This is a genomic window from Bradyrhizobium sp. 192 (assembly GCF_023100965.1).
Lineage (GTDB): Bacteria > Pseudomonadota > Alphaproteobacteria > Rhizobiales > Xanthobacteraceae > Bradyrhizobium > Bradyrhizobium symbiodeficiens.
Window position 1 is genome coordinate 1,551,938 of record NZ_CP064690.1, and the last position, 23,630, is coordinate 1,575,567.

The 23,630-nt window shown below is 64.8% G+C and carries 21 protein-coding genes; 11 read left to right on the forward strand and 10 right to left on the reverse strand.

Annotation, left to right across the window (positions count from 1 at the left end; all coding sequences use genetic code 11):
- Nucleotides 1-8 precede the first annotated feature (8 nt).
- From cysW to IVB24_RS07340, 5 genes are all read left to right on the forward strand, one after another.
- Nucleotides 9-920 (forward strand): sulfate ABC transporter permease subunit CysW, encoded by a 912-nt coding sequence (gene cysW, locus IVB24_RS07320; protein ID WP_247772564.1) that lies wholly within the window; start codon nucleotides 9-11, stop codon nucleotides 918-920.
- Nucleotides 910-1,947: a sulfate ABC transporter ATP-binding protein gene (locus IVB24_RS07325; RefSeq protein WP_247772565.1), complete on the forward strand. Its 1,038-nt coding sequence runs from the start codon at nucleotides 910-912 to the stop codon at nucleotides 1,945-1,947. Before cysW ends, IVB24_RS07325 begins: the two co-directional genes overlap by 11 nt.
- An 88-nt stretch (nucleotides 1,948-2,035) precedes the next feature.
- A complete protein-coding gene (locus tag IVB24_RS07330) occupies nucleotides 2,036-2,536 on the forward strand; it encodes a CAP domain-containing protein (protein ID WP_094976760.1) in 501 nt (166 codons plus the stop codon).
- A 78-nt stretch (nucleotides 2,537-2,614) separates the two neighbouring features.
- Complete coding sequence (locus IVB24_RS07335; RefSeq protein WP_247772566.1) at nucleotides 2,615-3,790, forward strand: patatin-like phospholipase family protein; 1,176 nt, start codon at nucleotides 2,615-2,617, stop codon at nucleotides 3,788-3,790.
- Nucleotide 3,791: 1 nt separating this feature from the next.
- Nucleotides 3,792-4,580 (forward strand): 3-hydroxybutyrate dehydrogenase, encoded by a 789-nt coding sequence (locus IVB24_RS07340; protein WP_094976762.1) that lies wholly within the window; start codon nucleotides 3,792-3,794, stop codon nucleotides 4,578-4,580.
- A gap of 118 nt (nucleotides 4,581-4,698) precedes the next feature.
- Here IVB24_RS07340 and IVB24_RS07345 read toward each other — a convergent pair whose 3' ends face one another.
- The 3 genes from IVB24_RS07345 to IVB24_RS07355 form a co-directional block, all read right to left on the reverse strand.
- Nucleotides 4,699-5,523, reverse strand: coding sequence for a sulfite exporter TauE/SafE family protein (locus IVB24_RS07345; protein ID WP_247772567.1), 825 nt, complete (start codon nucleotides 5,521-5,523; stop codon nucleotides 4,699-4,701).
- Nucleotides 5,524-5,719: 196 nt separating this feature from the next.
- Nucleotides 5,720-7,078 (reverse strand): flippase, encoded by a 1,359-nt coding sequence (locus tag IVB24_RS07350; protein WP_247774057.1) that lies wholly within the window; start codon nucleotides 7,076-7,078, stop codon nucleotides 5,720-5,722.
- Between the two features lie 139 nt (nucleotides 7,079-7,217).
- On the reverse strand, nucleotides 7,218-8,057 hold the full coding sequence (locus IVB24_RS07355) for a protein-disulfide reductase DsbD domain-containing protein (protein ID WP_094976764.1): 840 nt from the start codon (nucleotides 8,055-8,057) through the stop codon (nucleotides 7,218-7,220).
- 142 nt (nucleotides 8,058-8,199) lie between these two features.
- On the opposite strand from IVB24_RS07355, the gene IVB24_RS07360 reads away from it, so the two are divergent.
- Nucleotides 8,200-8,844, forward strand: coding sequence for a YqgE/AlgH family protein (locus IVB24_RS07360; protein ID WP_140481223.1), 645 nt, complete (start codon nucleotides 8,200-8,202; stop codon nucleotides 8,842-8,844).
- 104 nt (nucleotides 8,845-8,948) lie between these two features.
- Here IVB24_RS07360 and IVB24_RS07365 read toward each other — a convergent pair whose 3' ends face one another.
- Together IVB24_RS07365 and IVB24_RS07370 are read right to left on the reverse strand one after the other, a co-directional pair.
- Complete coding sequence (locus tag IVB24_RS07365) at nucleotides 8,949-9,836, reverse strand: TauD/TfdA family dioxygenase (protein WP_247772568.1); 888 nt, start codon at nucleotides 9,834-9,836, stop codon at nucleotides 8,949-8,951.
- 150 nt (nucleotides 9,837-9,986) lie between these two features.
- A complete protein-coding gene (locus tag IVB24_RS07370) occupies nucleotides 9,987-10,766 on the reverse strand; it encodes an SDR family NAD(P)-dependent oxidoreductase (protein WP_166468069.1) in 780 nt (259 codons plus the stop codon).
- A 98-nt stretch (nucleotides 10,767-10,864) separates the two neighbouring features.
- Between IVB24_RS07370 and IVB24_RS07375 the strand changes: the two genes are divergently transcribed.
- Both IVB24_RS07375 and IVB24_RS07380 read left to right on the forward strand, forming a co-directional pair.
- Nucleotides 10,865-11,602 carry an SDR family oxidoreductase gene (locus tag IVB24_RS07375; RefSeq protein ID WP_140481221.1) on the forward strand — a complete coding sequence of 246 codons (738 nt, stop codon included), beginning with the start codon at nucleotides 10,865-10,867 and terminating at the stop codon, nucleotides 11,600-11,602.
- Nucleotides 11,603-11,685: 83 nt separating this feature from the next.
- Nucleotides 11,686-12,054: a CsbD family protein gene (locus IVB24_RS07380; protein ID WP_094976768.1), complete on the forward strand. Its 369-nt coding sequence runs from the start codon at nucleotides 11,686-11,688 to the stop codon at nucleotides 12,052-12,054.
- Between the two features lie 172 nt (nucleotides 12,055-12,226).
- Here IVB24_RS07380 and IVB24_RS07385 read toward each other — a convergent pair whose 3' ends face one another.
- Nucleotides 12,227-13,939, reverse strand: coding sequence for an SGNH family hydrolase (locus IVB24_RS07385; RefSeq protein WP_247772569.1), 1,713 nt, complete (start codon nucleotides 13,937-13,939; stop codon nucleotides 12,227-12,229).
- Nucleotides 13,940-14,108: 169 nt separating this feature from the next.
- A complete protein-coding gene (locus IVB24_RS07390) occupies nucleotides 14,109-15,494 on the reverse strand; it encodes a lytic murein transglycosylase (RefSeq protein ID WP_247772570.1) in 1,386 nt (461 codons plus the stop codon).
- Between the two features lie 218 nt (nucleotides 15,495-15,712).
- Between IVB24_RS07390 and IVB24_RS07395 the strand changes: the two genes are divergently transcribed.
- Nucleotides 15,713-16,588 carry a UTP--glucose-1-phosphate uridylyltransferase gene (locus tag IVB24_RS07395; protein ID WP_094893300.1) on the forward strand — a complete coding sequence of 292 codons (876 nt, stop codon included), beginning with the start codon at nucleotides 15,713-15,715 and terminating at the stop codon, nucleotides 16,586-16,588.
- Nucleotides 16,589-16,783: 195 nt separating this feature from the next.
- On the opposite strand, the gene IVB24_RS07400 is transcribed toward IVB24_RS07395, so the two are convergent.
- Nucleotides 16,784-18,280 (reverse strand): diguanylate cyclase, encoded by a 1,497-nt coding sequence (locus IVB24_RS07400; RefSeq protein ID WP_094976771.1) that lies wholly within the window; start codon nucleotides 18,278-18,280, stop codon nucleotides 16,784-16,786.
- Between the two features lie 156 nt (nucleotides 18,281-18,436).
- Between IVB24_RS07400 and IVB24_RS07405 the strand changes: the two genes are divergently transcribed.
- Nucleotides 18,437-18,706 (forward strand): hypothetical protein, encoded by a 270-nt coding sequence (locus IVB24_RS07405; protein WP_094976772.1) that lies wholly within the window; start codon nucleotides 18,437-18,439, stop codon nucleotides 18,704-18,706.
- A gap of 154 nt (nucleotides 18,707-18,860) precedes the next feature.
- On the opposite strand, the gene IVB24_RS07410 is transcribed toward IVB24_RS07405, so the two are convergent.
- Together IVB24_RS07410 and IVB24_RS07415 are read right to left on the reverse strand one after the other, a co-directional pair.
- Nucleotides 18,861-21,737, reverse strand: a complete 2,877-nt coding sequence (locus IVB24_RS07410) for an EAL domain-containing protein (RefSeq protein WP_162308747.1) — start codon at nucleotides 21,735-21,737, stop codon at nucleotides 18,861-18,863.
- Between the two features lie 139 nt (nucleotides 21,738-21,876).
- Nucleotides 21,877-22,875, reverse strand: a complete 999-nt coding sequence (locus IVB24_RS07415; protein ID WP_247772571.1) for an NAD(P)H-quinone oxidoreductase — start codon at nucleotides 22,873-22,875, stop codon at nucleotides 21,877-21,879.
- 116 nt (nucleotides 22,876-22,991) lie between these two features.
- Between IVB24_RS07415 and IVB24_RS07420 the strand changes: the two genes are divergently transcribed.
- The gene (locus tag IVB24_RS07420; RefSeq protein ID WP_247772572.1) at nucleotides 22,992-23,183 is read left to right on the forward strand and encodes a DUF1192 domain-containing protein; all 192 of its coding nucleotides are present in this window, start codon (nucleotides 22,992-22,994) and stop codon (nucleotides 23,181-23,183) included.
- Nucleotides 23,184-23,630 lie beyond the last annotated feature (447 nt).

The following is a 23,630-nucleotide window of genomic DNA, read 5'->3' on the forward strand; positions in this document are numbered from 1 at the left end:
GGCGGACCATGACGATGCAGATCGCCCATTCAGGCCCGCTCACTTCGTCCGACGAGAAGGCCCGCGCACGCGAAGCCCTCGCGCGGGACAATCTGCGCACCGAACCGAAGGCCGTGCGCATCGCCATCATCACGATCGCGATCACCTTTCTCACTGTCTTCGTCGTGCTGCCGCTGGTGGTGGTGTTCGCGCACGCGCTCTCGAAGGGGATCGCCGCTTATCTGTCTGGCCTCGCCGAGCCCGAGGCGCTTGCGGCGATCAAGCTGACGTTGATCGTCGCTGCGATTTCAGTCGGTCTCAATCTCGTCTTTGGCCTCGTCGCCGCCTGGGCGATTGCAAAATTCGATTTCCCGGGCAAGACCTTCCTGATCACGCTGATAGACCTGCCGTTCTCGGTGAGCCCGGTGATCTCCGGCCTCGTTTTCGTGCTGCTGTTCGGCGCGCAGGGCTATTTCGGCAGCTGGCTCAGGGATCATGACATCCAGATCCTGTTCGCGGTGCCTGGCATCGCGCTGGCCACCACCTTCGTCACCTTCCCGTTCGTGGCGCGCGCGCTGATCCCCTTGATGCAGGAGCAGGGCACGCAGGAGGAGGAGGCGGCGGTTTCGCTCGGCGCCTCCGGCTTGCAAACCTTCTTCCGCGTCACCTTGCCCAACATCAAATGGGGCGTGCTCTACGGCGTGTTGCTCTGCAACGCGCGCGCGATGGGCGAGTTCGGCGCAGTCTCCGTCGTCTCCGGCCATATCCGCGGCGAGACCAACACGATGCCGCTGCTGGTCGAGATCCTCTACAACGAATACCAGTTCGTCGCCGCCTTCGCGATCGCCTCGCTGCTGGCGATGCTGGCGCTGATCACGCTGATCGCAAAGACCGTCCTGGAACGTCATCTCGACGAAGGGGAAGACGCAAGTGACCATTGAAGTCAGAAATCTCGTCAAGACGTTCGGCAGCTTCAAAGCCCTCTACGGTGTCGACCTCAAGGTCGAGAGCGGCGAGTTGGTTGCGCTGCTCGGGCCGTCCGGATCGGGAAAGACCACGCTGCTGCGGATCGTCGCCGGGCTCGATTGGCCTGACTCAGGTGAAGTCCTCATCAACGGCGAGGACGCGCTGGCGCAGGGCGCGCGCGAGCGGCATGTCGGCTTCGTGTTCCAGCATTACGCGCTGTTCCGCCACATGACGGTGTTCGAGAACGTCGCTTTCGGCCTGCGCGTACAGCCACGTGCGGTCCGGAAAGACGAGGCGGCGATCCGGGCGCGGGTCAAGGAGTTGCTTGATCTCGTGCAACTCGACTGGCTCGCCGATCGCTACCCGAGCCAGCTTTCCGGCGGCCAGCGCCAGCGCATCGCGCTCGCCCGTGCGCTCGCGATCGAGCCGCGCATCCTCTTGCTCGACGAGCCCTTCGGCGCGCTCGATGCCAAGGTGCGCAAGGAGCTGCGCAAATGGTTGCGCTCGCTTCATCGCGAGATCAGCGTCACCTCCATCTTCGTGACCCACGACCAGGAGGAGGCGCTCGAGGTCGCCAACCGCGTCGTCGTCATGGACAAGGGCAGGATCGAGCAGATCGGCTCGCCCGACGACGTCTATGAAAGCCCGGCAAGCGCGTTCGTCCACGGCTTCATCGGCGAATCCATCGAGCTGCCGGTCCAGGTCGAAGCAGGCGTGATCAGGCTCGGTGGCCGGCCGTTAGGCCTCACGGCGGACGGACTTGCGCCTGGCGCGTCAAAACTGTTCGTGCGGCGACATGACATGCTGGTCGGGCCGCCCGGCAGCGGCGTCTTCGAGGGCGCCGTGCGACACGTCCGTAACTTCGGTCCCGTGCAGCGTGCCGAGGTCGCATTGTCAGGCGGCGAGACCATCGAGATCGACGCCCCCCGCGACAAGGAACTGCACGCCGGCGACACCATCGGCCTCGAGCCCCGCCGCTACCGGATATTTGCGGGCAGTTGAGCCGTCGCGTCAGGTCGAATTTTCTTCAAAATTCACCTTTCAGCCACGGTTGGTATGCAACAACGGCCCCTCATTCGGGGGCCCCTACATGCGCGCTGCGGCCGCAATTCTCATCATTTTGCTGCTTGCCGGCTGTGCCGGCAACGAGGCACCGGTCCAGCAGCCGTCGATGTATGCCGACATGGCGGTCCCGGGCTCAAAGCTCGATGCGCAGGCGGCCGCGATCATGATCTCGCAATACCGCCAGAACAACGCGCTCGGCACCGTCGTCATCGACCCCGACCTGATGCGGCTTGCCGAATCCCAGTCGAATGCCATGGCGGCGGCCAACAAGATGGACCACGACGTCCGCGCGCCGCTAGCCAAGCGCCTAGCCGCCGGCGGCTATCCCGCGACCGTGGCGGTCGAGAACATTTCGGCCGGCTATCATACGCTGGCGGAAGCGTTTTCCGGCTGGCGCGACTCGCCACCCCACCGCGCCAACATGCTCAAGGGCGGTGTCACAAAATTGGGCATAGCGGCGAGCTATGCTCCCGGCACCAAATACAAGGTGTTCTGGACCATGATCCTGGCCTCGACGGAGCGGTAAGCCAGACTTGATCCCGGCATGCATTGACGCCGCGGCGGAGGGTCGCCACGGTGGCGCGCCATTTGATATTGTTCCCTTATGACCGATCATATCCCGGAATCCGCCAGCATCCCCGCGAATGCGCAACGCGTCCTGGTCCTCCAGGGCGGCGGTGCGCTTGGCTCCTATCAGGCCGGCGCTTATCAGGCGCTGTGCGGCCAGGGCTTCGAGCCGGAATGGGTCGCCGGCATCTCGATCGGCGCGGTCAACGCCGCCATCATCGCCGGCAATGAGGGCCCGACGCGCGTCAAGCGGCTCAAGGAATTCTGGGAGATGGTCTCCGCGCCGGTGCCGTGGAAACCGATCGGCAAGAGCGACCACAGCCGCGAACTGTTCAACTCCACCAGCGCCGCGCTGATCGCGACCTTCGGCGTGCCCGGCTTCTTCACGCCGCGGATTCCGCCGGCGCCGCTCTGGCCGCCCGGTAGCCCGCAGGCCGAGAGCTATTACGACACCGCGCCGTTGAAGAAGACGCTGGAGCGTCTGGTTGATTTCGACCGCATCAACGACCTCAAGACGCGCCTGTCGGTCGGCGCGGTCGGCGTCACCTCGGGCAACTTCAAATATTTCGACAATTACGAGTTCAAGAAGCTCGGCAAGACCATCGGTCCCGAGCACATCATGGCCTCCGGCGCGCTGCCGCCGGGCTTTCCCTCGGTCCTGATCGACGGCGAGCATTACTGGGACGGCGGCATCGCCTCCAACACGCCGCTGGACTACGTGCTCGATGCCGAGGTCGATCGCGACATGCTGATCTTCCAGGTCGACCTGTTCTCCGCCCGCGGCGATTTGCCGACCTCGCTGCTCGAGGCCACTGAGCGCGAGAAGGACATTCGCTTCTCCAGCCGCACGCGGATGAACACCGACAAGAACAAGCAGCTGCACAACGCCCGCAAGGCCGTGCGCGACCTGATTTCCAAATTGCCCGATTATCTCAAGAACGACCCTTCCGTGGAATTCCTCGCGAAGGTATCGCGTGAAAGCACCGTCACCGTGGTGCATCTGATCTACCGCAGCAAGAACTACGAATCCTCGTCCAAGGATTACGACTTCTCGCATGTCGCCATGGTCGAGCACTGGGAGGCCGGCGTGCACGACGTGCATCTGTCGATGCGCCACAAGGATTGGCTCGAGCGGCCGCAATCCGGCGAGACCATGGTGACCTACGATCTCACGGGGAACGTCTCCGCGCCCCCGGCAAAAAGGAGCGAATAGAATGGGTAGTCTGTCAGGCAAGAACGCCGTCGTGACCGGGTCCACCAGCGGCATCGGGCTCGCTTACGCACGCGCCTTCGCCGCCGCCGGCGCCAATGTCGTCATCAACGGCTTCGGCTCGCCGGAGGACATCGAGAAGGAGCGCTCGAAGATCGAGTCCGATTTCGGCGTCAAGGCGATCTATTCGCCCGCCGACATGACCAAGCCGGCCGAGATCGCCGGCATGATCGCGCTTGGTGAGAAGACCTTCGGCTCCGTCGACGTCCTCGTCAACAATGCCGGCATCCAGTTCGTCTCGCCGATCGAGGAATTCCCGCTCGAGAAATGGGACCAGATCATCGCCATCAACCTGTCCTCGGCCTTTCACGCCATCCGCGCAGCGGTGCCCGGGATGAAGAAGAAGGGCTGGGGCCGCATCATCAACACCGCATCGGCGCATTCGCTGGTCGCCTCGCCCTTCAAGTCGGCCTACGTCTCGGCCAAGCACGGCATCGCCGGTCTCACCAAGACCGTGGCGCTGGAGGTTGCGACCCACAAGATCACCTGCAACTGCATCAGCCCCGGCTACGTCTGGACGCCGCTGGTGGAGAAGCAGATCCCCGACACGATGAAGGCGCGCAATCTCACGCGCGAGCAGGTCATCAACGACGTGCTGCTCGACGCGCAGCCGACCAAGGAGTTCGTGACGTCCGAGCAGGTCGCGGCCTTGGCGCTGTTCCTGTGCGGCGATGATGCCGCCCAGATCACCGGCAGCAATCTCTCGATCGATGGCGGCTGGACGGCGGAATAGGGGCAGTGCCGTAGGGGGGCAAAGGCGCGTAAGCGCCGTGCCCACCATCACCCTCAATTGAAAAAGTGGTGGGCACGCTTCGCTTTGCCCACCCTACGATTCCGCCGCTCGGTTGGGCCTAATGCGTCCAGGCCAGCGCAGTCTCGAAGGCCGCCGACAAATTCAACTCCACAAACATGATCTTGCCGGCGACCACGAACAGCACGCTGGCGAGCGTCAGCCGCAGTACCGTCTCCGGCACCCGCGTCGCGCTGAAACTGCCGACAATGATGCCGGGCAGCGAGCCCATCAGCAGCACGCCCATCAGCGCCCAATCGACGTCCCCGAGCGCCCAATGCCCGATGCCGGCGACCAGTGTCAACGGCACCGCATGGGCGATGTCGGAGCCGACGATGGTTGCCATCGGCAGGCGAGGGTAGAGCAGCAGCAGCACGGTGACGCCGACCGCACCGGCACCGACCGACGAAATCGACACCAGCACGCCGAGCACGATGCCGGTGACGACGGTCGCAATCGCGGTGCTGCGCTCGTCGACCTGCTCGAGCCGGCCGCGATAACGCTCCATGATGGATTTGCGGAAGATCAGCGAGGTCGCGGTCAGCAGCAGCGCGAAGCACAGCACCAGATTGATCAGGCTGCGCTCGGAATCGCCTCTGAGATCGAGCTTCCACAGCACCAGCAGCGTCAGCGCGCTCGCGGGAATGCTGCCACAGGCGAGCCGCAGCACCGCCGGCCAGTGCACGCTGCGCGCCCAGCCATGCACCACGCTGCCGCCGGTCTTGGTGGCGGCGGCATAGAGCAGATCGGTGCCGACCGCGGTGGAGGGATGAACACCGAACAGCAATATCAGCAGCGGCGTCATCAACGAACCGCCGCCCACGCCGGTCATCCCGATGAGGAGGCCGACGCCGAAACCGGAAGCGACGTAGAGTGGATCGAACATATCTGGAGAATCTTAGGTTGATCTCGTCGGTTGGGCAATACGACGTAGAATAAACCTTCCCTGGGACGCAACCGCTTGGGCTGAATAAGAAAAATCGTACTGCGCGTCGGAAATTGAGAGGTATTTCCGGTTGTTCCCAGCCGCGCTGCGAAACAGTCGTTCCCCAAGGAAGCAAGCAAAGGCGGCGACGTAGTGCCTATTTACCAAACGCCAGCACGTGCAGCCCAAGCCGCTGCCGCACGATCCAGAACAGCAGCACCGTCTCGAAGGTGAGCGAGATCGAGGTTGCGGCTGCGGCGCCGTGGCCGCCGTAGCGCGGCACGAGTGCGATGCAGAGCACGAGGTTCATCACGAAGGCCAGCGCATAAGCGAGCGCGCAGATCTTCTGCTGGCCGAGCATGTTGAGCAGCCGCTCGACCGGTCCGATCGCGGAGCGCACCACGAGTCCGATCGCGGCGACGAACATGATGTCGTAGCCGACGGTGAATTGCGGCCCGAACAGCCAGAGCAGCGGTTTGCCGAGGGCGAGCAGCACGATGGTCGCGGCCAGCGACGGCCAGAACGTCCAGCTGATGGCGTGCGCGACATAGGCCGACAGCCGCGCCTTGTCGCCGCTGGCGTTGTATTCGGCGAAGCGATGCGCCGTCGTCGCCGACATCGCGTAGTGGATGAACGAGACCAGCGCCAGCGTCTTCACCACCGCGAAGTAAACGCCGACCTCGTCGGAGGGGCGGAATTGCTGCAGCACCAGCACGTCGGTATAGGACAGCAGCAGGTAGAAGCTCTCGACCAGCAGGATCGGCAGCGAGACGGCGAGCCAGCCGCCGATGTCGTAGGTCTTGGGACCGGGCTCGATATGGTCGGCGAGCTTGCGGTTCAGCACCACCATCTGCCCGGTCATCGCGATCCAGACCGCGCCGGCGCTCGCAACCATCGCCGCGACCGCGCCGAGATGGTAGCCGAGCAGAAAGGCAGCGCCCGTGATGGCGATGATCAGTCCCTGGCGGATGATGAATTGCGGCATCAGGCCGAGCTGCATCCAGTCATGCGAGCGCGCGATGCCGTCCTGGGTGTTGGCAACGACGAAGGCGGGCAGGGTCATGCAGCCGATATAGAGCGGCAGCTCCTCGGCCGGGTCGATCCAGGGCGACAGCAGCCTGACGATGCCGGCGAGGGCGAGCGAGACCAGTGTCGATACCGCAAAAGTCAGCCAGCGGCTGCCGGAGAGAAAGCCGCGCAGCAACGCCTGCTCGCCGCTGGCGCGATACTCCGGAATGATTTTTTGAGCCGAGGCCGAGATGCCGAAATCCATCATGCTGCCGAGCAGCAGCACCCAGGTCCAGACATAGACATAGATGCCGTAGTCGGACGTGCCCATCCAGCGCGCCAGCAGCACCTGCGAGACATAGGCAAGGCCTGCGCTGATGACGCGGATGATGAAGATGGTGCCGGCCAGCCGCCGCGTCAGCGATGCTTCGCTCGAGCCGCCCGTCAGCCTGGCCCGCAACCGCGCGATCAGCGCGGCCGGTCCGGTCGTTGCCGGTTCTGCATCCATCACGGCCAATTCGAAGGGTCCCCGGGGCGCACGCGCATGCCGCGGCAGACTTGCCGCAGCAGCCTTGGGAATTAGCAACCATTCGTTAAGATTCGGTTGGGTGTTCCCAATGTGGTCCTGGCCTTCGCCAGGACGACGGCTACTCCAGGTTCGTATTGAACTCGTACGATTTCTCCGGCCCGACCAGTGTGAACTTCAGCGCGGCGCCATCGGGCTTGGCGCCTGGCGGCAGGCCATCGAGCTCGAAAGAGAAACGCTTCACACCAGCCGGGCTGTCCTTGACCGGCTCCGGAATCGGCAGTGCCCAATCCGGCGTGGGCCCTTCCACATACAGATTGACGTTGCGGCTGTCGGGCACAACGACGTCCACCACCACGTTCTTGGGCCCGTCGCGCTTGACGTCGCGGATGGTGAGCGGATTGGGATCGCCGATATTGGCAGGCTTGGGCACGGTGTCGAGTGCTGCACGCAGATTGGCGTCCTCGGTCGAGGCGACGTTGTTGAAGCCGAGCTCGGCGCTGGCCTCGACCGGAATGCAGAGCTTCTCGCACACCGCGTAGTTGATCTCGGCACGCAAGGTCACGGGCTTGTCGGCCGCCTTGGCGACGATGCGCAAAGGCAGCACGATCTGGTTGTGATAGCCGATCGAATGGCCGCCTGCGCCGTCGTCGAATTTCAGCGGCGCAGGCCACATCACCGTCACCGCCTCGACATTGTCCGATTTCGAGAAGTCGAACCGCGGCGGGACGCCGGAATCGCCGGGCATGCGCCAGTAGGTTTTCCACCCGGGCTGGATCTGGAACGCGATACCGCCGAGCAGAACCGCGCCGCTGCGCGATCCCGCGAGCAACCGTACCGCGGAATGTCCGTCGCGCTGCCACGGCGATGCGTCGTCGGCACGGGCTGCGATGGCCAGCGACGACGCAAGCAGGGTTGTCACGACGCCAATCGCCGCACGCAGGGGAACTCTTGTGAGCATGATACGTCTTTACAGGGTCACCCCTGGGCAAACCATTGAATTGCTTGTGATGGAGGGATTTGAATCGCGTCCCTGCAAGCCTTGATTTGACAGCAGCCCGGCCCGACATCAGGATAGGAATTGAAACCGGAGTGCTTTACCGATGGCTCCCACAGGCAAGAGAACGGGCGAAAGCACCCGCAGCGCGGGGCCCGCGCTGCCCAATTCAGCCGGTTATCTCGACGGCCGGCTGCTGATCGCGATGCCCGTCATGGGCGATTCCCGCTTCGAACGTTCGGTCATCTATCTCTGCGCCCATTCGGCGGAGGGGGCGATGGGTATCATCGTGAACCATCCGGCCGGCAGCATCGATTTTCCCGAGCTGTTGCAGCAGCTCGGCATCATCAAGAAGGGCGAGCACATCAGGCTCCCGGAGAATGCCGAAAGCATGAAAGTGTTGCGTGGCGGCCCGGTCGATACCGGCCGCGGCTTCGTGCTGCATTCCAGCGACTTCTATATCGAAAACGCGACGCTGCGGATCGACGACGGCGTCTGCCTCACGGCGACCGTCGATATTCTGCGCGCGATCGCCAACGGCTCGGGTCCCAAGCATGCCATCCTCGCGCTCGGCTATGCCGGCTGGGCGCCGGGCCAGCTCGAGACCGAGATCCAGAGCAACGGCTGGCTGCATTGCGATGCGGATTCGGATCTGATCTTCGGTGACGACGTCGACGACAAGTACGGACGCGCCTTGCGCAAGATCGGCATCGATCCCGGCATGCTCTCGAACGAGGCCGGGCACGCGTAGCTGCTCTGGTCGCGACCGCGATATACTCCGCGGTGGTGCGTCCTCCCCCCGCTGTCGTCCCGGATCTTCGCCTCGCCCGTCCGGGGCGACACCGGAATGCGCCGCTACTCCGCCGCCTGCTGCTGCACCGTCGGCTCCGTCCCCGCCACCGTGGCACGGCGCATGTCGCGGGGCTGCGATTGGTCGTAGCGGCGGACGCGGTGCATGGTCTGGCGGTTGTCCCACATCACGAGATCGTGCAGCTTCCATTTGTGGACGTAGACGAACTCTGCTTGCGTCGCGTGCTCGTTGAGATCGCGCAGCAAAAGGCGGCCCTCCGGCACGCTCATGCTGACGATCTTGCCGGCATGCGATGACAGATACAGCGACTTGCGGCGATGGACCAGATGGGTTCGCACGAGACGTTGCAGCACCGGCTTGAACATCTCCTTCTCGTCGTCGGTATATTCGGTGAAGCCGAGCGAGCCCCGCGAATACATCAGCGAATGTTCGCAGACGAGGTCCTCGATCTCCGTCTTGGTCTCGTCGTCGAGTGCGTCATAGGCGGCACGCATGTCGGCGAATTCGGTGTTGCCGCCCTTCGGGTTCACCACGCGCGCCGACAGCAGCGAGAATTTCGCCGGGATGGGACGGAACGAGCTGTCGGAATGCCACAGGCAGTTGCCGAGATTGAACAGATGCGTGCGGCTGTCTTTCGCCAGCGGCCTGCCGTCCTTGCCGAGATTGGACACGTCGTTGAGGCCCGACTGGAGCCGGTAGTCCTGCGCCTTGGTCACGGTGCCGCCACGCGCATCCTCTCGCTGACCGAAGTTCAGCGCAAAAGCCATCTGCTGCTCGTCGGTGATGTCCTGGTCGTGGAAAACCAGCACCGCGTATTTGTCCATCGCGGCCTCGACCTCGCGCGCCTCAACCTCGGTGAGGGGCTTTCGCAAATCGAGGCCCGAAACCTCGCCGACAAAATGCTTGTGAAGCTGCCGGATGGCGATCGTCATGGCGTTTCTCCCGCATGTGCGAGCGGTTGGTCCCGCTCTGTCGGCGAAAAAGCTACTCCCGCGCTCGTACTTGTCAACGCTCGCCGCGCATGGCTGCCCGTAGGCTGGATTGCGCTGCGCTCCATCCGGGCTACGGCAACTTACCAGCTCTCACGCATTCCGCGCCATCAACCCACCATCGACTGGGATCACCGCGCCGGTGAGGAAGGAGGCCGCCGGCAGGCACAGGCTCAGCGTCATATGCGCGACCTCCTCGGGATCGCCGTAGCGGCCGAGTGCGGTGCGGCGTCTGGCATAAATTGTCTTGTGCTCTTCCGAGATGCGGTCGGTGATGGCGGTGCGGATCGGACCCGGGCAGATGCAGTTGACGGTGATGCCCTCGCGGCCGAGTTCGACCGCGAGCGAGCGGGTGAGGCTCGCTACGCCGCCCTTCGCAGCCGAATAGGGGCTGTGCAATGCGGTGGCGCCGAGCGCCTCGGTCGAGGCGATGTTGACGATGCGCGGGCAATTCGACTTGCGTAAATGCGGCAGCGCGGCGCGGATGATGCGCGGATGCGCCGTCAGCATCACCGCGATGCCCTTGGCCCATGCGTCCTCATAGGCCTCGTCGTCGATCGCGACGCGCACGGAGATGCCGGCATTGTTGACGACGATATCGAGTCCGCCGAAATGTGCAGCGGCATCATTCACCACGCGCTTGATCTCGCCACCATCGGCAACGTCGAGCGTCCAGGCCTTTGCCGAACCGCCGCTCGCCGCGATCTCCTCCGCGACGGCGAGCGCGCCTTGCTCGTCATGGTCGGTGACGGCAACGTGGGCGCCCTCCGCGGCGAATACGCGCGCGGTGGCGCGCCCCATGCCGCTGGCGGCGCCGGTGACGAGAACGGTCAGGCCCTTGACGGACCGGCTGAGCTGCTTGAACTCGGACATGCTGTTTCCTTGGGAGCCCGCTTGTTCTTGTTATGATTGACAAGGCTGGCATCGATCCGCAGACAGGTCAAACAAGCAAGACAAAAGGGGAGGCCGCGATGGCGAACGAGCTCGATTTCTCAGGCAGGCAGGTGCTGGTGGTCGGCGGTTCGAGCGGGATCGGCAACGGCATCGCGCAAGCATTTCGCACGAGGGGCGCGGCTGTCGCCGTTTGCGGCACGCGCGCTCACGCAACGGAATATTCAGCTGAAGAAGGCTCCGATCTCACCGGTCTCGCCTACGCGCAGCTCGACGTCAGCAACCCCGCTGCGATCGAGGCGTTCAAGCCGTCCTTCGAGCGGCTCGACGTGCTCGTGCTGGCGCAAGGCGCCGTGCTCTATCGCCGCGGTGAATTCGAGATGAGCGGTTTTCGCAAGGTGGTCGAGGTCAATCTGATGAGCCTGATGGCTTGCGCCACGCGGTTTCATTCCATGTTGCGGGATGCGAAGGGGTCGCTGATCATGGTGTCCTCGACCGCGGCCTATCATTCCACCATGGGCAATCCCGCCTATAACGCCTCGAAGACCGGTGCGGTCGGATTGACGCGGACGCTGGGCGAGGCCTGGGCCGAGGACGGCATCCGCGTCAACGGCATCGCGCCGGGGCTCGTCGACACCAAGATGACGAAGGTGACGACCGACAATCCCAAGCGGCTCGAAGGTGCACTATCGCGCATTCCGCTGCGGCGATTGGGCACGCCGGCCGACATGGCGGGCGCGGCGCTGTTCCTGGCCTCGCCGCTGTCGTCCTACATCGTCGGGCAGACGCTGGTCGTCGATGGCGGGCTGATACTTTAGTCAACCCGACAACACTTTCGCCACGGCGTGGAACTGCGCCGCTGCTGATCGGTTACTTGGGCTGACCCCCGAGGAGGACCATCATGGATACGGACCGGATTGTTGGAGCGGCCAAGGACTACGCAGGTAAGGCGGAAAGCGCGATCGGAGACATCGCAGGCGATTCCAAGACGCAGGCCTCAGGCAAGGCACGCGAGGCCGCAGGCACGGTGCAAAATCTCTACGGCCAGGCCAAGGATGCCGTGCGCGATGCCACGGACACCGCGGCGAGCTACGCCAAGGACGCCTATGACAACAGCGGCGACACTTTCCGCGACGGCTCGCAGGCGATTGCCCAGAAGGTGAAGGACAACCCGCTCGGCGCGCTGATGGTTGCCGGCGGCATCGGCTTTGCGCTGGCTCTGCTAATGGCGCGCCCCGCCCGCCGTCCACCGCAGCGCTGGCGCTACTGAGCGCCTGAGCCAGGAAACGTCTCTCCGTGCCCCGGCTCTGCAAGGCGGCGTGCAACGCCGCCTTGCAGAGCCGGGGCGCATTCTTTTTTGCGAATGTGGTGAGACAGCTGGATCCCGGCTCTGCCCTGCATCACCAGGAGGTGCTGCGAGGCGTTCGGGAAGGGACCTTCGCTTACCGGAACACCTCGGCCGAGCGCCCGACGTTAGCCGGCGGACGCGGAATACCTGGATTTGCGTTCGGATTTGGGTTGCGCGGCGCAGGCGCCAGTTGACGCGGCGGAGGCGCCGGCGGCGGCGAACCGAAGCCGAAGAAATCACGCATCGACGGTTGGGCCTGTGGCGGCTGCTGCACCACCGGCGGCTTCTTCGGCGCGAGTTTTTGTGGCGCGATCGCCGCAGCTGCGCCCGGCGCGGTGGAAGCCGCGCCGCCGTCAGGCGTCGTCGCGGCAACGGGCGTATCGCCCTTGGCCTGCTCGCGGCCGACTTCGCGGCGCGGCCAGGCGTAATCGTCGGCACGGCCGGCGGGAGCCGCCAGCGGCTCACCCTTGACCATCGTCTTTGCAGCCAGCGCATCGACGGCGGCGGGACGCGAGCCCGGGCCACCCAGCAATTGATCGGTCGAGATCGAGGCTGCAACCAGCGGCACGATCGGCCCCGCCAGCGGCCGCGGTGCGGGCTTGCCGGGCTCGGCGCTGGTGTCTGGCGTCGCCGGCTCGCTCGGCAGCGCGATCGGGCCGGAGCGTCCTGCCAGCAGGCGTGTGATCTCGCGCTCGACATAGTGCGCGAGTTTGCGCGCGCCGGGCTTGGTGAAGTAAACGCCGTCACCGCTGCGGAGCTGGCGGATCTGACCTTCGAAGTCCGGGCCCTTCTGCAGGAAGCGGCCGGCCTCATCGACAAAACCGTCCCAGACATCGACATAGGTAATGCCGGCCTTGGCCGCGCCTTCGCGGTAGAGCGAATCCAGGAACAGCATGTCCGCCGTGCCCTTCTGGCCGCGGATCGCGGGCAGGCCGACCCAGAGCACCGGCACGCCCTTGCTCTTGAGGACGCCCGCGAGCTCTTCGATCTTCTTGCCGTAGAGCTCGATCCAGCGCTCGTCGCGGAATTCATAGAGGCCGTTCGGGTTGCGCGCGGTCTTCTCCGGCGCGGCCGCCGGCGTGTCGGCGTTGTCGGCATCGTCCTGCGGCAGATCGGCATCGGCAGGCTTGTCGTCGGGCTTGGCGGCGGTGTCGTTTCCTTGCTTGGCGTCCCCCGGCTTTGCTGGCTGTTTGGCGCGCGCGCCCTTGTCGTTCTTCTTGTCCTTGTCGGCGGCGGCCTTGTCCGTCTTGTCGGCGGCCGGCTCGCGGATCGCGCTGCGGTCGTTGAGGCCCAGCATGACGACGATCACGTCGGGCTTTTCGGTCTCGAGGATGCCCCTTGCCGCAGCCGCCCAGTCAGAGGGCTCGCCGCGCGGCTGGTACTTGATCAGGCCTGACGTGGTCCTGTGCTTGCGGATCACGCCCATGTCGGGCTGCTCGGTGTAGGCGTCTTCCAGACCATAAGCGAGCCAGTCGGCCATGGCGTCGCCGATCACCAGCACGTTCTTCTCGGGGATGGTGTCGCGCTTGGCGGGTGAGGGCGCGCGCGAAAAATCCTGGCGCGGCGCTTGCGGCTGTTGCTGCTGGAACGGTGTAAAGAAGTCGCCGCCGAACCATCCGCCGCCTCCACCACCGCCGCGGTGTGGTGGCGGAGCCTGGCGCTGCGGCGGGCCGCCGAAGCCGGGGAAGTTGAAGAACTGCGCCGAGGCGGGTCCCGCGACCGAGACCAGAATCGCAAGCGCCGTCCCCAGCGCGATCAACGGGCCGGTCTCGGTCAGCACCTTGAACAGGGACTTGGGCTTCGACATGCGATCTTGGGCCAGCGCAATGGGGGTCGGAGTAGCTCAATATAATAACGGAATCAGGCGCCGAACGGGCAAATTCCGTTGCAGATTCTTGTGCCATACATCGGGGAACAACCGCCTCCGTCAAGGCGGGCTGCCAAAATCCCTGTTCAGGGTTACTTTCGGCGCGATTTTACCGTCCGCGTAGCCGTTCCAGTGCGTCGGAGGAGGCAAAACCGTCCGCGGGTACTCCGATCGAGGCCTGGAAATTGCGCAGGGCTTCCCGGGTCTGGCCGCCGAACTGGCCGTCCGGGGTGCCCTTGTAGAAGCCGCGCTGGGCCAGAATTTGCTGCAGCTCCAGCCGCTCGGTGCGGGACAGCTCGCGTTCCTGCCGCGGCCAGGGCTGCACGAAGGGCTGCCCTCCGCGCAGGCGGTCGGCGAAATGGCCGATCGCCAGCGCGTAGGCCTCGGCCGGGTTGTACTTCATGATGACCCGGTAATTCTGCAGCATCAGGAAGCCCGGCCCCTGCGCGCCGGCGGGGGCCAGCAGATAGGCTTTCTCTCCCGGATGCGGGAATGGCTGGCCGGTCGCCCGCTTGAGCCCGAGCTTCTCCCATTGCGCGATCGGCATCGCCTTGGCGCGGTCGGCCAGCATGTAGTTGAAGCCCTTGGGCACCACGACTTCGAAGCCCCAGGTCTGGCCGGCCTGCCAGCCGTCTTTCTTGAGGTTGTTGGCGGTCGATGCAATCAGGTCAGTGGGATTGTCGACGACGTCGCGCCTGCCGTCGCCATCGCCATCGACGGCAAAGCGTTTGAAGGCGGTCGGCATGAACTGGGTCGGACCGAACGCGCCGGCCCAGGAGCCGCGCATCTGCTCCGGCCTGAGATCGCCGCGGTTGACGATCTCCAGCGCGGAGAGGAACTCGTCCTTGAAATAGGCCTGGCGGCGGCCGATGCAGGCCAGCGTGGCGGTCGATTGCAGCACGCTGCGGTCGCCCATCTGCGTCGAGTAATTGGACTCGATGCCCCAGATCGAGGCGATGATGTAACGGTCGACGCCGGTTGCCTTTTCGGTGGCGTCGAACTGCGCCTTGTATTTGGCGAGCACCTCGCGGCCCTTGGCGAGGCGGTTGTCGTTCACGAGGATGTCGAGATAGTCCCAGATCGACTTGGTGAACTCCGGCTGCGAGTCCATGAGGTCCATGATGCGCAGATCGGGCGAAAGCCCGGCCGTGAAGCGCTGAAAATTCTCCTGCGTGACGCCGCGCCGTGCGGCATCCGGCCACATCGCGGCGACGCAATTGTTGAAATTGGAGGCCGCCTCGCGGATCGCCGCGGCCGTCATCAGCGGATGGCCGGAAGCGCCGTCCTCGCCGCTCCAGGGGAGGGCGCCGCCATGACCGGGCGGTGCTTGCGAGGGCGCCGGGTTCGCACCCGAGAAGATGCCGCCGAACAGGTTGGACAGGCCGTTCTGAGTCTGGGCGTGTGCGCTGACGGGCAGCAGCAAAGCCGCCGCGATCATCGCCGCGCCGGTCACGGATCCCGCCCGTCTTGCCTGTCCTGCCACCAATTGCGTCATGTCCCACCCATAGGCCTGAAAAATCCGGCATCAGGAGGCCCGGTTACGGTTGCCAATAGCTTAACAAAGGTAAAATTTTGGTGGCGGCCTTTTTCTTAACTCTGCGCGGGTGAGGCCCCACATCCGCCTTTGTTGGCGGCTGCAAACAGGCTAGCAAGTTGCCATTGCTCAGTTCCCAGCTTCGTTCCCATGTGCCCCCAGGTATTCGAAACGATCACATGAAAATTCGCAAAGCCGTATTCCCCGTCGCCGGCCTCGGCACCCGTGTCCTGCCCGCCACCAAGGCGATGCCGAAGGAAATGCTCACCATCGTCGACAAGCCGCTGATCCAGTACGTCTATGACGAGGCGCGGGAGGCAGGCATCGAGCACTTCATCTTCGTCACCGGCCGCAACAAGAGTGTCATCGAAGACCATTTCGACCGGATGTACGAGCTCGACGCCACGCTGGCCGCGCGCGGCAAGAAGGCCGAGCAGGACGTCCTGGCGCAGAACCAGCCCGAAGCCGGCGCCGTCAGCTTCACCCGCCAGCAGGCGCCGCTGGGCCTCGGTCACGCGGTCTGGTGCGCGCGCGACATCGTCGGCAACGAGCCGTTCGCCGTCGTGCTGCCCGACGAGCTCGTGCTCAACTCGCCCGGCTGCCTCAAGCAGATGATCGAGACGGCCTCGACGCTTGGCGAGAAATCCAATCTGGTCGCGGTCGAGGCGGTGCCCGACCATCTCACCCATCAATACGGCATCTGCGGCGTCGGCAAGCGCAACGGCAAGATGTTCGAGGTCGACGGCATGGTCGAGAAGCCTGCCAAGGGCACCGCGCCCTCCAATCTCTCGATCACCGGCCGCTACATCCTCCAGCCCGAGATCTTCAAGATCCTCGAGACTCAGGAGCGCGGCGCCGGCGGCGAGATCCAGCTCACCGACGCCATGATCGGGCTCGCCAAATCGCAGAAATTCTACGGCGTCGAGTTCGAGGGCGAGCGCCATGATTGCGGCTCCAAGCCCGGCTTCCTCCGCGCCAACATCGCCTACGGTCTGAAGCGCCCGGAACTGCGCGACGGACTGATCGCGGAGATGAAGAAATATCTGGGGCAGTAGCTGCCACACATTCCGCTGTCGTCCCCGCGAAGGCGGGGACCCATACCGCGTGATCCATCGATCGCGTTTGACAGCAGTACTGCACGACGAGTCTTCGCCAAACTTTTCCCTGGGGTTATGGGTCCCCGCCTTCGCGGGGACGACACCGAGGCTGTTGCGGATTGCGTCGCGCGCAACCGCAGTGAGTAGTGTGTCTCACGCCACCAGCGACAGCTTCGGCACGCTCGCGACCACCGACTGATTCCGTCCCCCGGCCTTCGCCGCATAGAGCGCCTTGTCGGCGGCGGTGACCAGGATCGCCCAGTCCATGCCGGCGGAAGGAACGAGGCTGGCGACGCCGCAGGACACCGTCGAAATCACCTCGTCGTCGGACCAGCCCTGCACCTTGGCGCGGATCGTCTCGGCGACCTTGAAGGCGTCGGTTGCCGACGTGTTCGGCAGCAGCACGGCGAATTCCTCGCCGCCATAGCGTGCGGCGCAGTCGCCGGCCCGGCTCACCGAATCGGAAATGCAGATGGCGATGCCGACCAGCACCTGGTCGCCGGCCTGGTGGCCGAAAGTGTCGTTATAGGCCTTGAAGTGATCGGCATCGATCATCAACAGCGCGACCGGCGCCTTCTGGCGCATGGCGCGCCGCCATTCGACGTCGATGACGGAATCGAACTTGCGGCGGTTTCGCAGGCCGGTGAGCGCGTCCGTCGTCGCCATCTCCTCGAGCTTGCGCTCGGCCTCGGCGCGGCGGCCGATCTCGCGCGCGAGCACGAGCGTCGATCCCAGCACGAACAGGATGAGCGCCACCACCACGGCGCCGATCCGGTAAGCCTCCGTCCGCCACAGCTCGAACACTGCGCTCAAGGGCTTGCCGGCAACGACGAACAGTGGGCTCGTGCCGCTGCTTCGAACATACAGCCTCGGGGTCGTGTCGACGGGGCCCTGGCCGGCATAGGCGCTGCCGGCGCGCAGATTGTCCGCCTTCCAGTCCTGGCGCGTGCCAAGGTTCTTGCCGATCACGTCGAGGTCGAACGGCCGCCGCATCATGATGGTGCGGTCGCGGTTGAGCACGGTGATGGTGTCTTCGGGGCCGAGGTTGAGCCGGTCGAACAATTCGTGGAAATAGCTGAAGCGGATCGAACCGGCGACGACGCCCATGAAGCCGCCATCGGTGTCGCTGATGCGCCGGCTCAGCACGATCGAATAGGCGCCGCGAAACAGCATGGGGCGGCTGACGAACAGTCCGGCTCCGGGGTTGTCGCGATGGACCTTGAAGTAGTCCTCCTCGCTCCGGTTCTCCGGTGCAGGATCGAGCGTGGAGGCGTCGATCGTCAGCCTGCCCCCGGCATCGAACACCTGGATGGCGCCGAAATGCCTGGCGGTCATGGCATGGTCGAACAGGATCAGGTGACGGATCGGCTTCGACACGGTCGCGAGTTCGGGCAGCAGCATGTTGCTGGCGACCGCCTTCAGCGCCAGGTCGTAGATCTCGATATTGCGGCCGATGTCCGACTCGATGGTCGTCGCCAGGTTCTCCAGCGTCTGGCGGGCGAGCGCCTCCTCGCCCCGGCGCATGTCGAGCATGACGTTGACGCAAATGGCGGAAAAGCCGATCACCGTCACCACGGACGAGATGATCAGCAGCTTCGCCGAAATCCGCCACGGCCGGCGGGCCGTGACGTCGCGCCATCCAGACAGCATCGTTTGCTCCCGATCCACTAGTGGATGCGCCGGAAAGCTTGCGCAGTGTTTAAGGAAGGACGGCGCCGTCGCAATGAGTTAAGAATCGGTTTATGCGGCGCACGGTTTTGGGCAGCCTCGTGTGGCCGGATCTGGGTTTCGGACGAGAGGACTGATGTGAACGACTACGACGCGTTGCGCGACTATCTGCTGCGGCAGAAGCAGGCCGAATTCGTCCTGAGCTTCGAACAGATCGAGGAGATCATCGGCGCCGCCTTGCCGCGCGCGGCCAACCGTGCCTCATGGTGGGACAGCCTGCGCAGCCCCGACATCCAGATGCCGCAACGCGAAGCCTGCCTCGCCGCGGGGTTCAAGGCCGTGCGGATGCCGGACGGCCAGAGCGTGCGGTTCACGAAGATGAAGAAGGACGGGCGGCGGCCGGGGTAGGGCGCAGGCGGTTTCGCCCGCTGCTGACGAGTGCAGTATCGTAGGGGGGGCAAAGCGGAGTGTGTCCACCATCTCTTCGTCATCGGAAAGATTGGTGGGCACGGCGCTTCGCGCCTTTGCCCACCCTACGACACCGGACTCGCGGTAGCGAAGATCAGCTCGCAGCTTCCAGCCGCACTTCCGTCAGCAGCCGCATCGCGGCGTCCGCGTCCATCGGCTCGCCGAAGGCGAAGCCCTGCGCGTATTCGCAGCCCATCTGGTAGAGCTCGACCGCGTCGGAATCGGTCTCGGCGCCTTCGGCCACCACGTCCATGCCGAGGTCATGCGCGAGCGCGATGATCGACTTCAGGATCACCGGGCGGGTGCCGCGGTTGGTGGTGCGCACGAAGGACTGGTCGATCTTGATGGTGTCGAACGGGAAGCGCTGCAGATAGGCCAGCGACGAATGGCCGGTGCCGAAATCGTCGAGCGACAGCCCTGTGCCGAGTTCGCGGATCCGCGTCAGCATTTGCGCCGCGTGCTCCGGATTCTCCATCACCAGCGATTCCGTCAATTCCAGCTTGAGCGTGCCGCGGGCCACCGAGGAGCGCGACAGCACGGTGCGGATGTCGTGGATCAGATCGTGGCGCAGCAACTGCCGCGACGAGACGTTGACGGAGGCGAAGATCGGCTCGCGCGAGCGCATCGCGCGCTGCCAGATCGAGAGCTGCTTTGCAGTCTGGTCGAGCACGAACATGCCGAGGTCGACGATCAGTCCGGTTTCTTCCGCGATGGTGATGAATTCCGAGGGCGCCATGCGGCCGAGCTTCGGGTGATCCCAGCGCACCAGCGCTTCGAAGCCGGCGACCGAACGATCCTCCAGCCGCACGATCGGCTGGTACAGGATGGTGAGCTCCTGCCGCTCGATGGCGCGGCGCAGTTCGCTCTCCAGCGTCAGGCGGTCGGTCTTCCGCGCCCGCATCGCCGGCTTGTAGACGTCGATGCGGTCGCCGCCGATGCGCTTGGAGTGATACATCGCAAGTTCGGCATCCTTGATGATCTCGTCCGTCAGCTGCGTTTGCGGATCGGAGAGCGCAAGGCCGATCGACGCCGTGAGGAAGATCTCGCGCTCGTTGAAGGCGATCGGCGCGCGGATGGTCTTGCGGATGGTCTCGGCGAAGGCGGTGATGCGGGCCGGGTCCTGCTCCGACAGCAGGATCAGGCCGAACTGGTCGCCGGCAAGCCGGGCCAGCGTGTCCTGCGGCTTCAGGATGCGGGTGAGGCGGCGGGCCAGCGTCAGCAGGATGGAATCACCGACTGCGATGCCGACGGAATCGTTGACCTGCTTGAAGCGGTCGAGGTCGATCACCATCAGCGTTGGCCGCAGCGTCGGCATGGTCTTGGAGAAATGCGCCACCGCGCCCAGCCGGTCCATGAACAGTTTGCGGTTGGGCAGGCCGGTGAGGTTGTCATGCACGGAATCGTGCAGCAGGCGCTCTTCCGCGTTGCGGAGTTCGGTGACGTCGGTGAGCGTGCCCACCACGCGCGAGACCTCGCCGTCGGAGCCGACCACCGGGCGCGCCTTGAGCGCGAACCACATGAAATGGCCATCGGGGGTGCGCAGGCGGAAATCTTGGACGAGGCGGCCGCGGCGCTGGTCGAGCACGCTGTCGAGCGCGGCGCGGAAACGGTCCTGGTCGAGCGGATGCAGCACTTCGAGCCAGGAGGCAGCCGGGCCTTCCAGCGTGCCGCGCTTCAGTCCGAGCAGGGCTTCGGTCTCGGGGCTGGTGAAAACCTTGTCGGCGGAAACGTCCCAGTCCCAGATCAGGTCGCCGGAGCCGGCCAGCGCCAGGGCGCGCCGCTCGATATCGGAGACCACGCCGGTGGTGGCGCCGCCGCCGGCGAAGGCGTGCTGCATCACCGTGAAGCCGATCAGCATCACGATGAGAACGAGGCCGCCGAGCAGGGCAGGGCCGACGATGTCGTTGGTCACCGAACCCGCGACCGTCATGCCCGCCGCGACCACCCAGACCACCAGCAGGAACCAGGTCGGGATCAACAGCACCGCGCGGTCGAAGCCGTGGGTGGAGAGGTAGACGATCAGCGCGAAGCCGGCGAAGGCGATCAGCACCAGCGAGATGCGCGCGATGCCGGAGGCCACCGCCGGATCGAACAGGGCCAGTGCCACCAACGAGCCCAGGAACGCCAGCCAGCCCACCGTGATGTGCGAATAGCGCACGTGCCATCGGCTGAGATTGAGATAGGCGAAGAGGAACACCAGCAGCGTGGCCGCCAGGATCGCCTCGCCCGCCGCGCGCCAGATGCGCTCGGCGTTGTTCGACATGTCGAGCACCTTGCCCCAGAAGCCGAAATCGACGCCGATATAGACCAGCACCGCCCAGGCCAGCGCGGCGGCGGCCGGGAACATGATGCTGCCCTTGACCACGAACAGAATGGTCAGCACCAGCGCGAGCAAGCCGGAGATGCCGATCACGATGCCCTGGTACAGTGTGAACGAGTTGACCTTGTCCTTGTAGGCTTCCGGCTCCCACAGATAGAGCTGCGGCAGCTTGTCGGTGCGCAGTTCCGCGACGAAGGTGATGACGGCGCCGGGGTCGAGCGTGACGCGGAACACGTCGGCAGTCGGGCTTTCCTGCCGCTCCGGCCGGTCGCCGGTCGACGGCGTGATGGTCGCGATGCGCGACAGGCCGAGGTCGGGCCACAAGAGGCCCGAGGAGACGATGCGGTAATGCGGGGCGACGATCAGCCGGTCGAGCTGGTCGTCGGTGTTGTTGGCGAGCGCGAAGACCACCCAGTTCTGGCCGCCTTCGCGGGCGCGCACCTCGATGCGGCGGACGATGCCGTCGGTGCCGGGCGCGGTGGAGACCTGGATGCGGTCGGCATCGCTGCGCTGATGCTCGAGCACGCCGGTGAGGTCGATCGCGGGCGCGTCGCTGCGGACGCTGACGGCGTCGAGCGCGCGCGCGGGATACGCGGCGACGAGAATCATGAGGCCGAGCGCGATGGGCGCGAGGCACCTGATCAGACGCAAGGTCAGTTCTCCGCGTTCGACGCAAACTCTTCAGGTGAAGACGATTTCAGACCGAACGGGTACGTCCGGTGCGTCGCGATAGATGCCACGAAAGCGAGGAGAATCAAAGGGTTTCCGCCGCTGCCTGTGGGTCAGCGGCCTAGACCTCCAACACAATTTTGCCAATATGTGCGCTCGTCTCCATGCGCCGGTGCGCATCGGCCGCCTTTTCCAGCGGGAAAGTGCTGTCCATCAGCGGTTTGACCCGGCCTTCGCGCAAAAGCGGCATCACTTTCGCTTCAATTGCGGCCACCATCGCCGCCTTGTCCGCATTAGTACGGGGGCGCAGGGTCGAGCCGGTATGGGTCAGGCGCTTGACCATCACTTTGGCGATGTTGACGGTGACCTTGGGCCCGTTGAGGGTTGCGATCTGCACGATCCGGCCATCGACCGCGGCGGCATCATAATTGCGGTCGACATATTCGCCGGCGACCATGTCGAGGATCAGATTGACGCCTTCCTTGTTGGTCGCTTCCTTGACCACGGCGACGAAGTCTTCGGTCTTGTAGTTGATGGCGCGGTCGGCGCCCAATTTGAGGCAGGCATCGATCTTGTCCTGCGATCCCACGGTGACGAACACCTTCGCCCCGAACGCCTTCGCCAGCTGGATCGCCATGGTGCCGATGCCGGAGGAGCCGCCATGGATCAGCAGCGTCTCGCCCGACTTGAGGCCACCGCGCTCGAACACATTGTGCCAGACCGTCATCAGGGTTTCCGGCAGCGCGCCGGCTTCCTTCATGGATAGCGCGGGCGGAACGCTCATCGCCTGGGCGTCCTGGGCGATGCAGTACTGCGCATAACCACCGCCGGCGACGAGCGACATCACCTTGTCGCCGATCTTGTGCCGCTTGGCGTTGCTGCCGACCGCCACCACTTCGCCCGCGATCTCGAGACCGGGCAGGTCGCTCGCGCCGGGCGGCGGCGGATAGGCCCCCGAGCGCTGTGCGACGTCGGGCCGGTTGACGCCGGCGGCCTGCACCCTGACCAGGATCTCGTCAGGACCCGGCTGCGGCACCGGCCGCTGCTCAGGCACCAGCACCTCCGGTCCGCCGGGCTTGGAAATGGCGACGACCGTCATTTGTGCGGGCAGCTTGTCCATGATGTGTCCTTGGGTGAAGGTGCGGGATGAACGAGGCCTTTGATTAGCCAGCACGGTCCGGACTGGCAACTGCCTCAGCCGTGTGGTCCGGTCCGCGGACGAGAGGAGGAACGAGGATGGCGACGGAAGACGACGACCGCCCGCGCAAGAAGATCAGCCATGAAATCGGACAGGATCTCTCGCTCTTGTCGGTCGAGGAACTGACCGAGCGCGTCACGCTGCTGAAGTCCGAGATCGCAAGGCTGGAAGAAGCCGCCACCAGTAAGCGCGCCTCGCGCGACGCGGCCAACAGCATGTTCAAGTCGTGAGACCGACGCTCCCCTCTCGTGTCCCGGATGCGGTGCGAGACCTTTCCTCGCTCGTCATTCCGGGCTCGCGACTTCGTCGCGCCCCGGAATGACGAGTGAAAGTTTGTTCCGCACGCCACTCGGCCTCTGACCGACATGGCTAACGAACCCTCAAAAAAAACGCTCGTTTACGGTCGATTAAGCTTTCGGGTTTATGACTTGGAACTGTCCTCGTTTGGACACCGAGTGGCTCCTGTCCACTCTGTTTGACGCCTCCCTGTTATCAACTTTCAAAGCCGCCGGTTTTCCGGCGGCTCTTTTTTGCGTTTTTTGCATCGCGTTGCAGTTGAATTCCGAAGGATGACCCGCGGAAACCATATCCGCGCTTGTCACTGGACTCCGCGTCCCGCCCGCGCAATGATTTGTTCATCATAAGCCGGCTGCCAAAGCCGGGCAGTCAAACAGTTG

Excerpts from the sequence above, each read along its gene's own strand:
- cysW (WP_247772564.1), top strand. The coding sequence starts at position 9 with ATGACGATGCAGATCGCCCATTCAGGCCCGCTCACTTCGTCCGACGAG.
- IVB24_RS07330 (WP_094976760.1), top strand. The coding sequence starts at position 2,036 with ATGCGCGCTGCGGCCGCAATTCTCATCATTTTGCTGCTTGCCGGCTGT.
- IVB24_RS07335 (WP_247772566.1), top strand. The coding sequence starts at position 2,615 with ATGACCGATCATATCCCGGAATCCGCCAGCATCCCCGCGAATGCGCAA.
- IVB24_RS07340 (WP_094976762.1), top strand. The coding sequence starts at position 3,792 with ATGGGTAGTCTGTCAGGCAAGAACGCCGTCGTGACCGGGTCCACCAGC.
- IVB24_RS07345 (WP_247772567.1), bottom strand. The coding sequence starts at position 5,523 with ATGTTCGATCCACTCTACGTCGCTTCCGGTTTCGGCGTCGGCCTCCTC.
- IVB24_RS07350 (WP_247774057.1), bottom strand. The coding sequence starts at position 7,078 with ATGGATGCAGAACCGGCAACGACCGGACCGGCCGCGCTGATCGCGCGG.
- IVB24_RS07355 (WP_094976764.1), bottom strand. The coding sequence starts at position 8,057 with ATGCTCACAAGAGTTCCCCTGCGTGCGGCGATTGGCGTCGTGACAACC.
- IVB24_RS07360 (WP_140481223.1), top strand. The coding sequence starts at position 8,200 with ATGGCTCCCACAGGCAAGAGAACGGGCGAAAGCACCCGCAGCGCGGGG.
- IVB24_RS07365 (WP_247772568.1), bottom strand. The coding sequence starts at position 9,836 with ATGACGATCGCCATCCGGCAGCTTCACAAGCATTTTGTCGGCGAGGTT.
- IVB24_RS07370 (WP_166468069.1), bottom strand. The coding sequence starts at position 10,766 with ATGTCCGAGTTCAAGCAGCTCAGCCGGTCCGTCAAGGGCCTGACCGTT.
- IVB24_RS07375 (WP_140481221.1), top strand. The coding sequence starts at position 10,865 with ATGGCGAACGAGCTCGATTTCTCAGGCAGGCAGGTGCTGGTGGTCGGC.
- IVB24_RS07380 (WP_094976768.1), top strand. The coding sequence starts at position 11,686 with ATGGATACGGACCGGATTGTTGGAGCGGCCAAGGACTACGCAGGTAAG.
- IVB24_RS07385 (WP_247772569.1), bottom strand. The coding sequence starts at position 13,939 with ATGTCGAAGCCCAAGTCCCTGTTCAAGGTGCTGACCGAGACCGGCCCG.
- IVB24_RS07390 (WP_247772570.1), bottom strand. The coding sequence starts at position 15,494 with ATGACGCAATTGGTGGCAGGACAGGCAAGACGGGCGGGATCCGTGACC.
- IVB24_RS07395 (WP_094893300.1), top strand. The coding sequence starts at position 15,713 with ATGAAAATTCGCAAAGCCGTATTCCCCGTCGCCGGCCTCGGCACCCGT.
- IVB24_RS07400 (WP_094976771.1), bottom strand. The coding sequence starts at position 18,280 with ATGCTGTCTGGATGGCGCGACGTCACGGCCCGCCGGCCGTGGCGGATT.
- IVB24_RS07415 (WP_247772571.1), bottom strand. The coding sequence starts at position 22,875 with ATGGACAAGCTGCCCGCACAAATGACGGTCGTCGCCATTTCCAAGCCC.
- IVB24_RS07420 (WP_247772572.1), top strand. The coding sequence starts at position 22,992 with ATGGCGACGGAAGACGACGACCGCCCGCGCAAGAAGATCAGCCATGAA.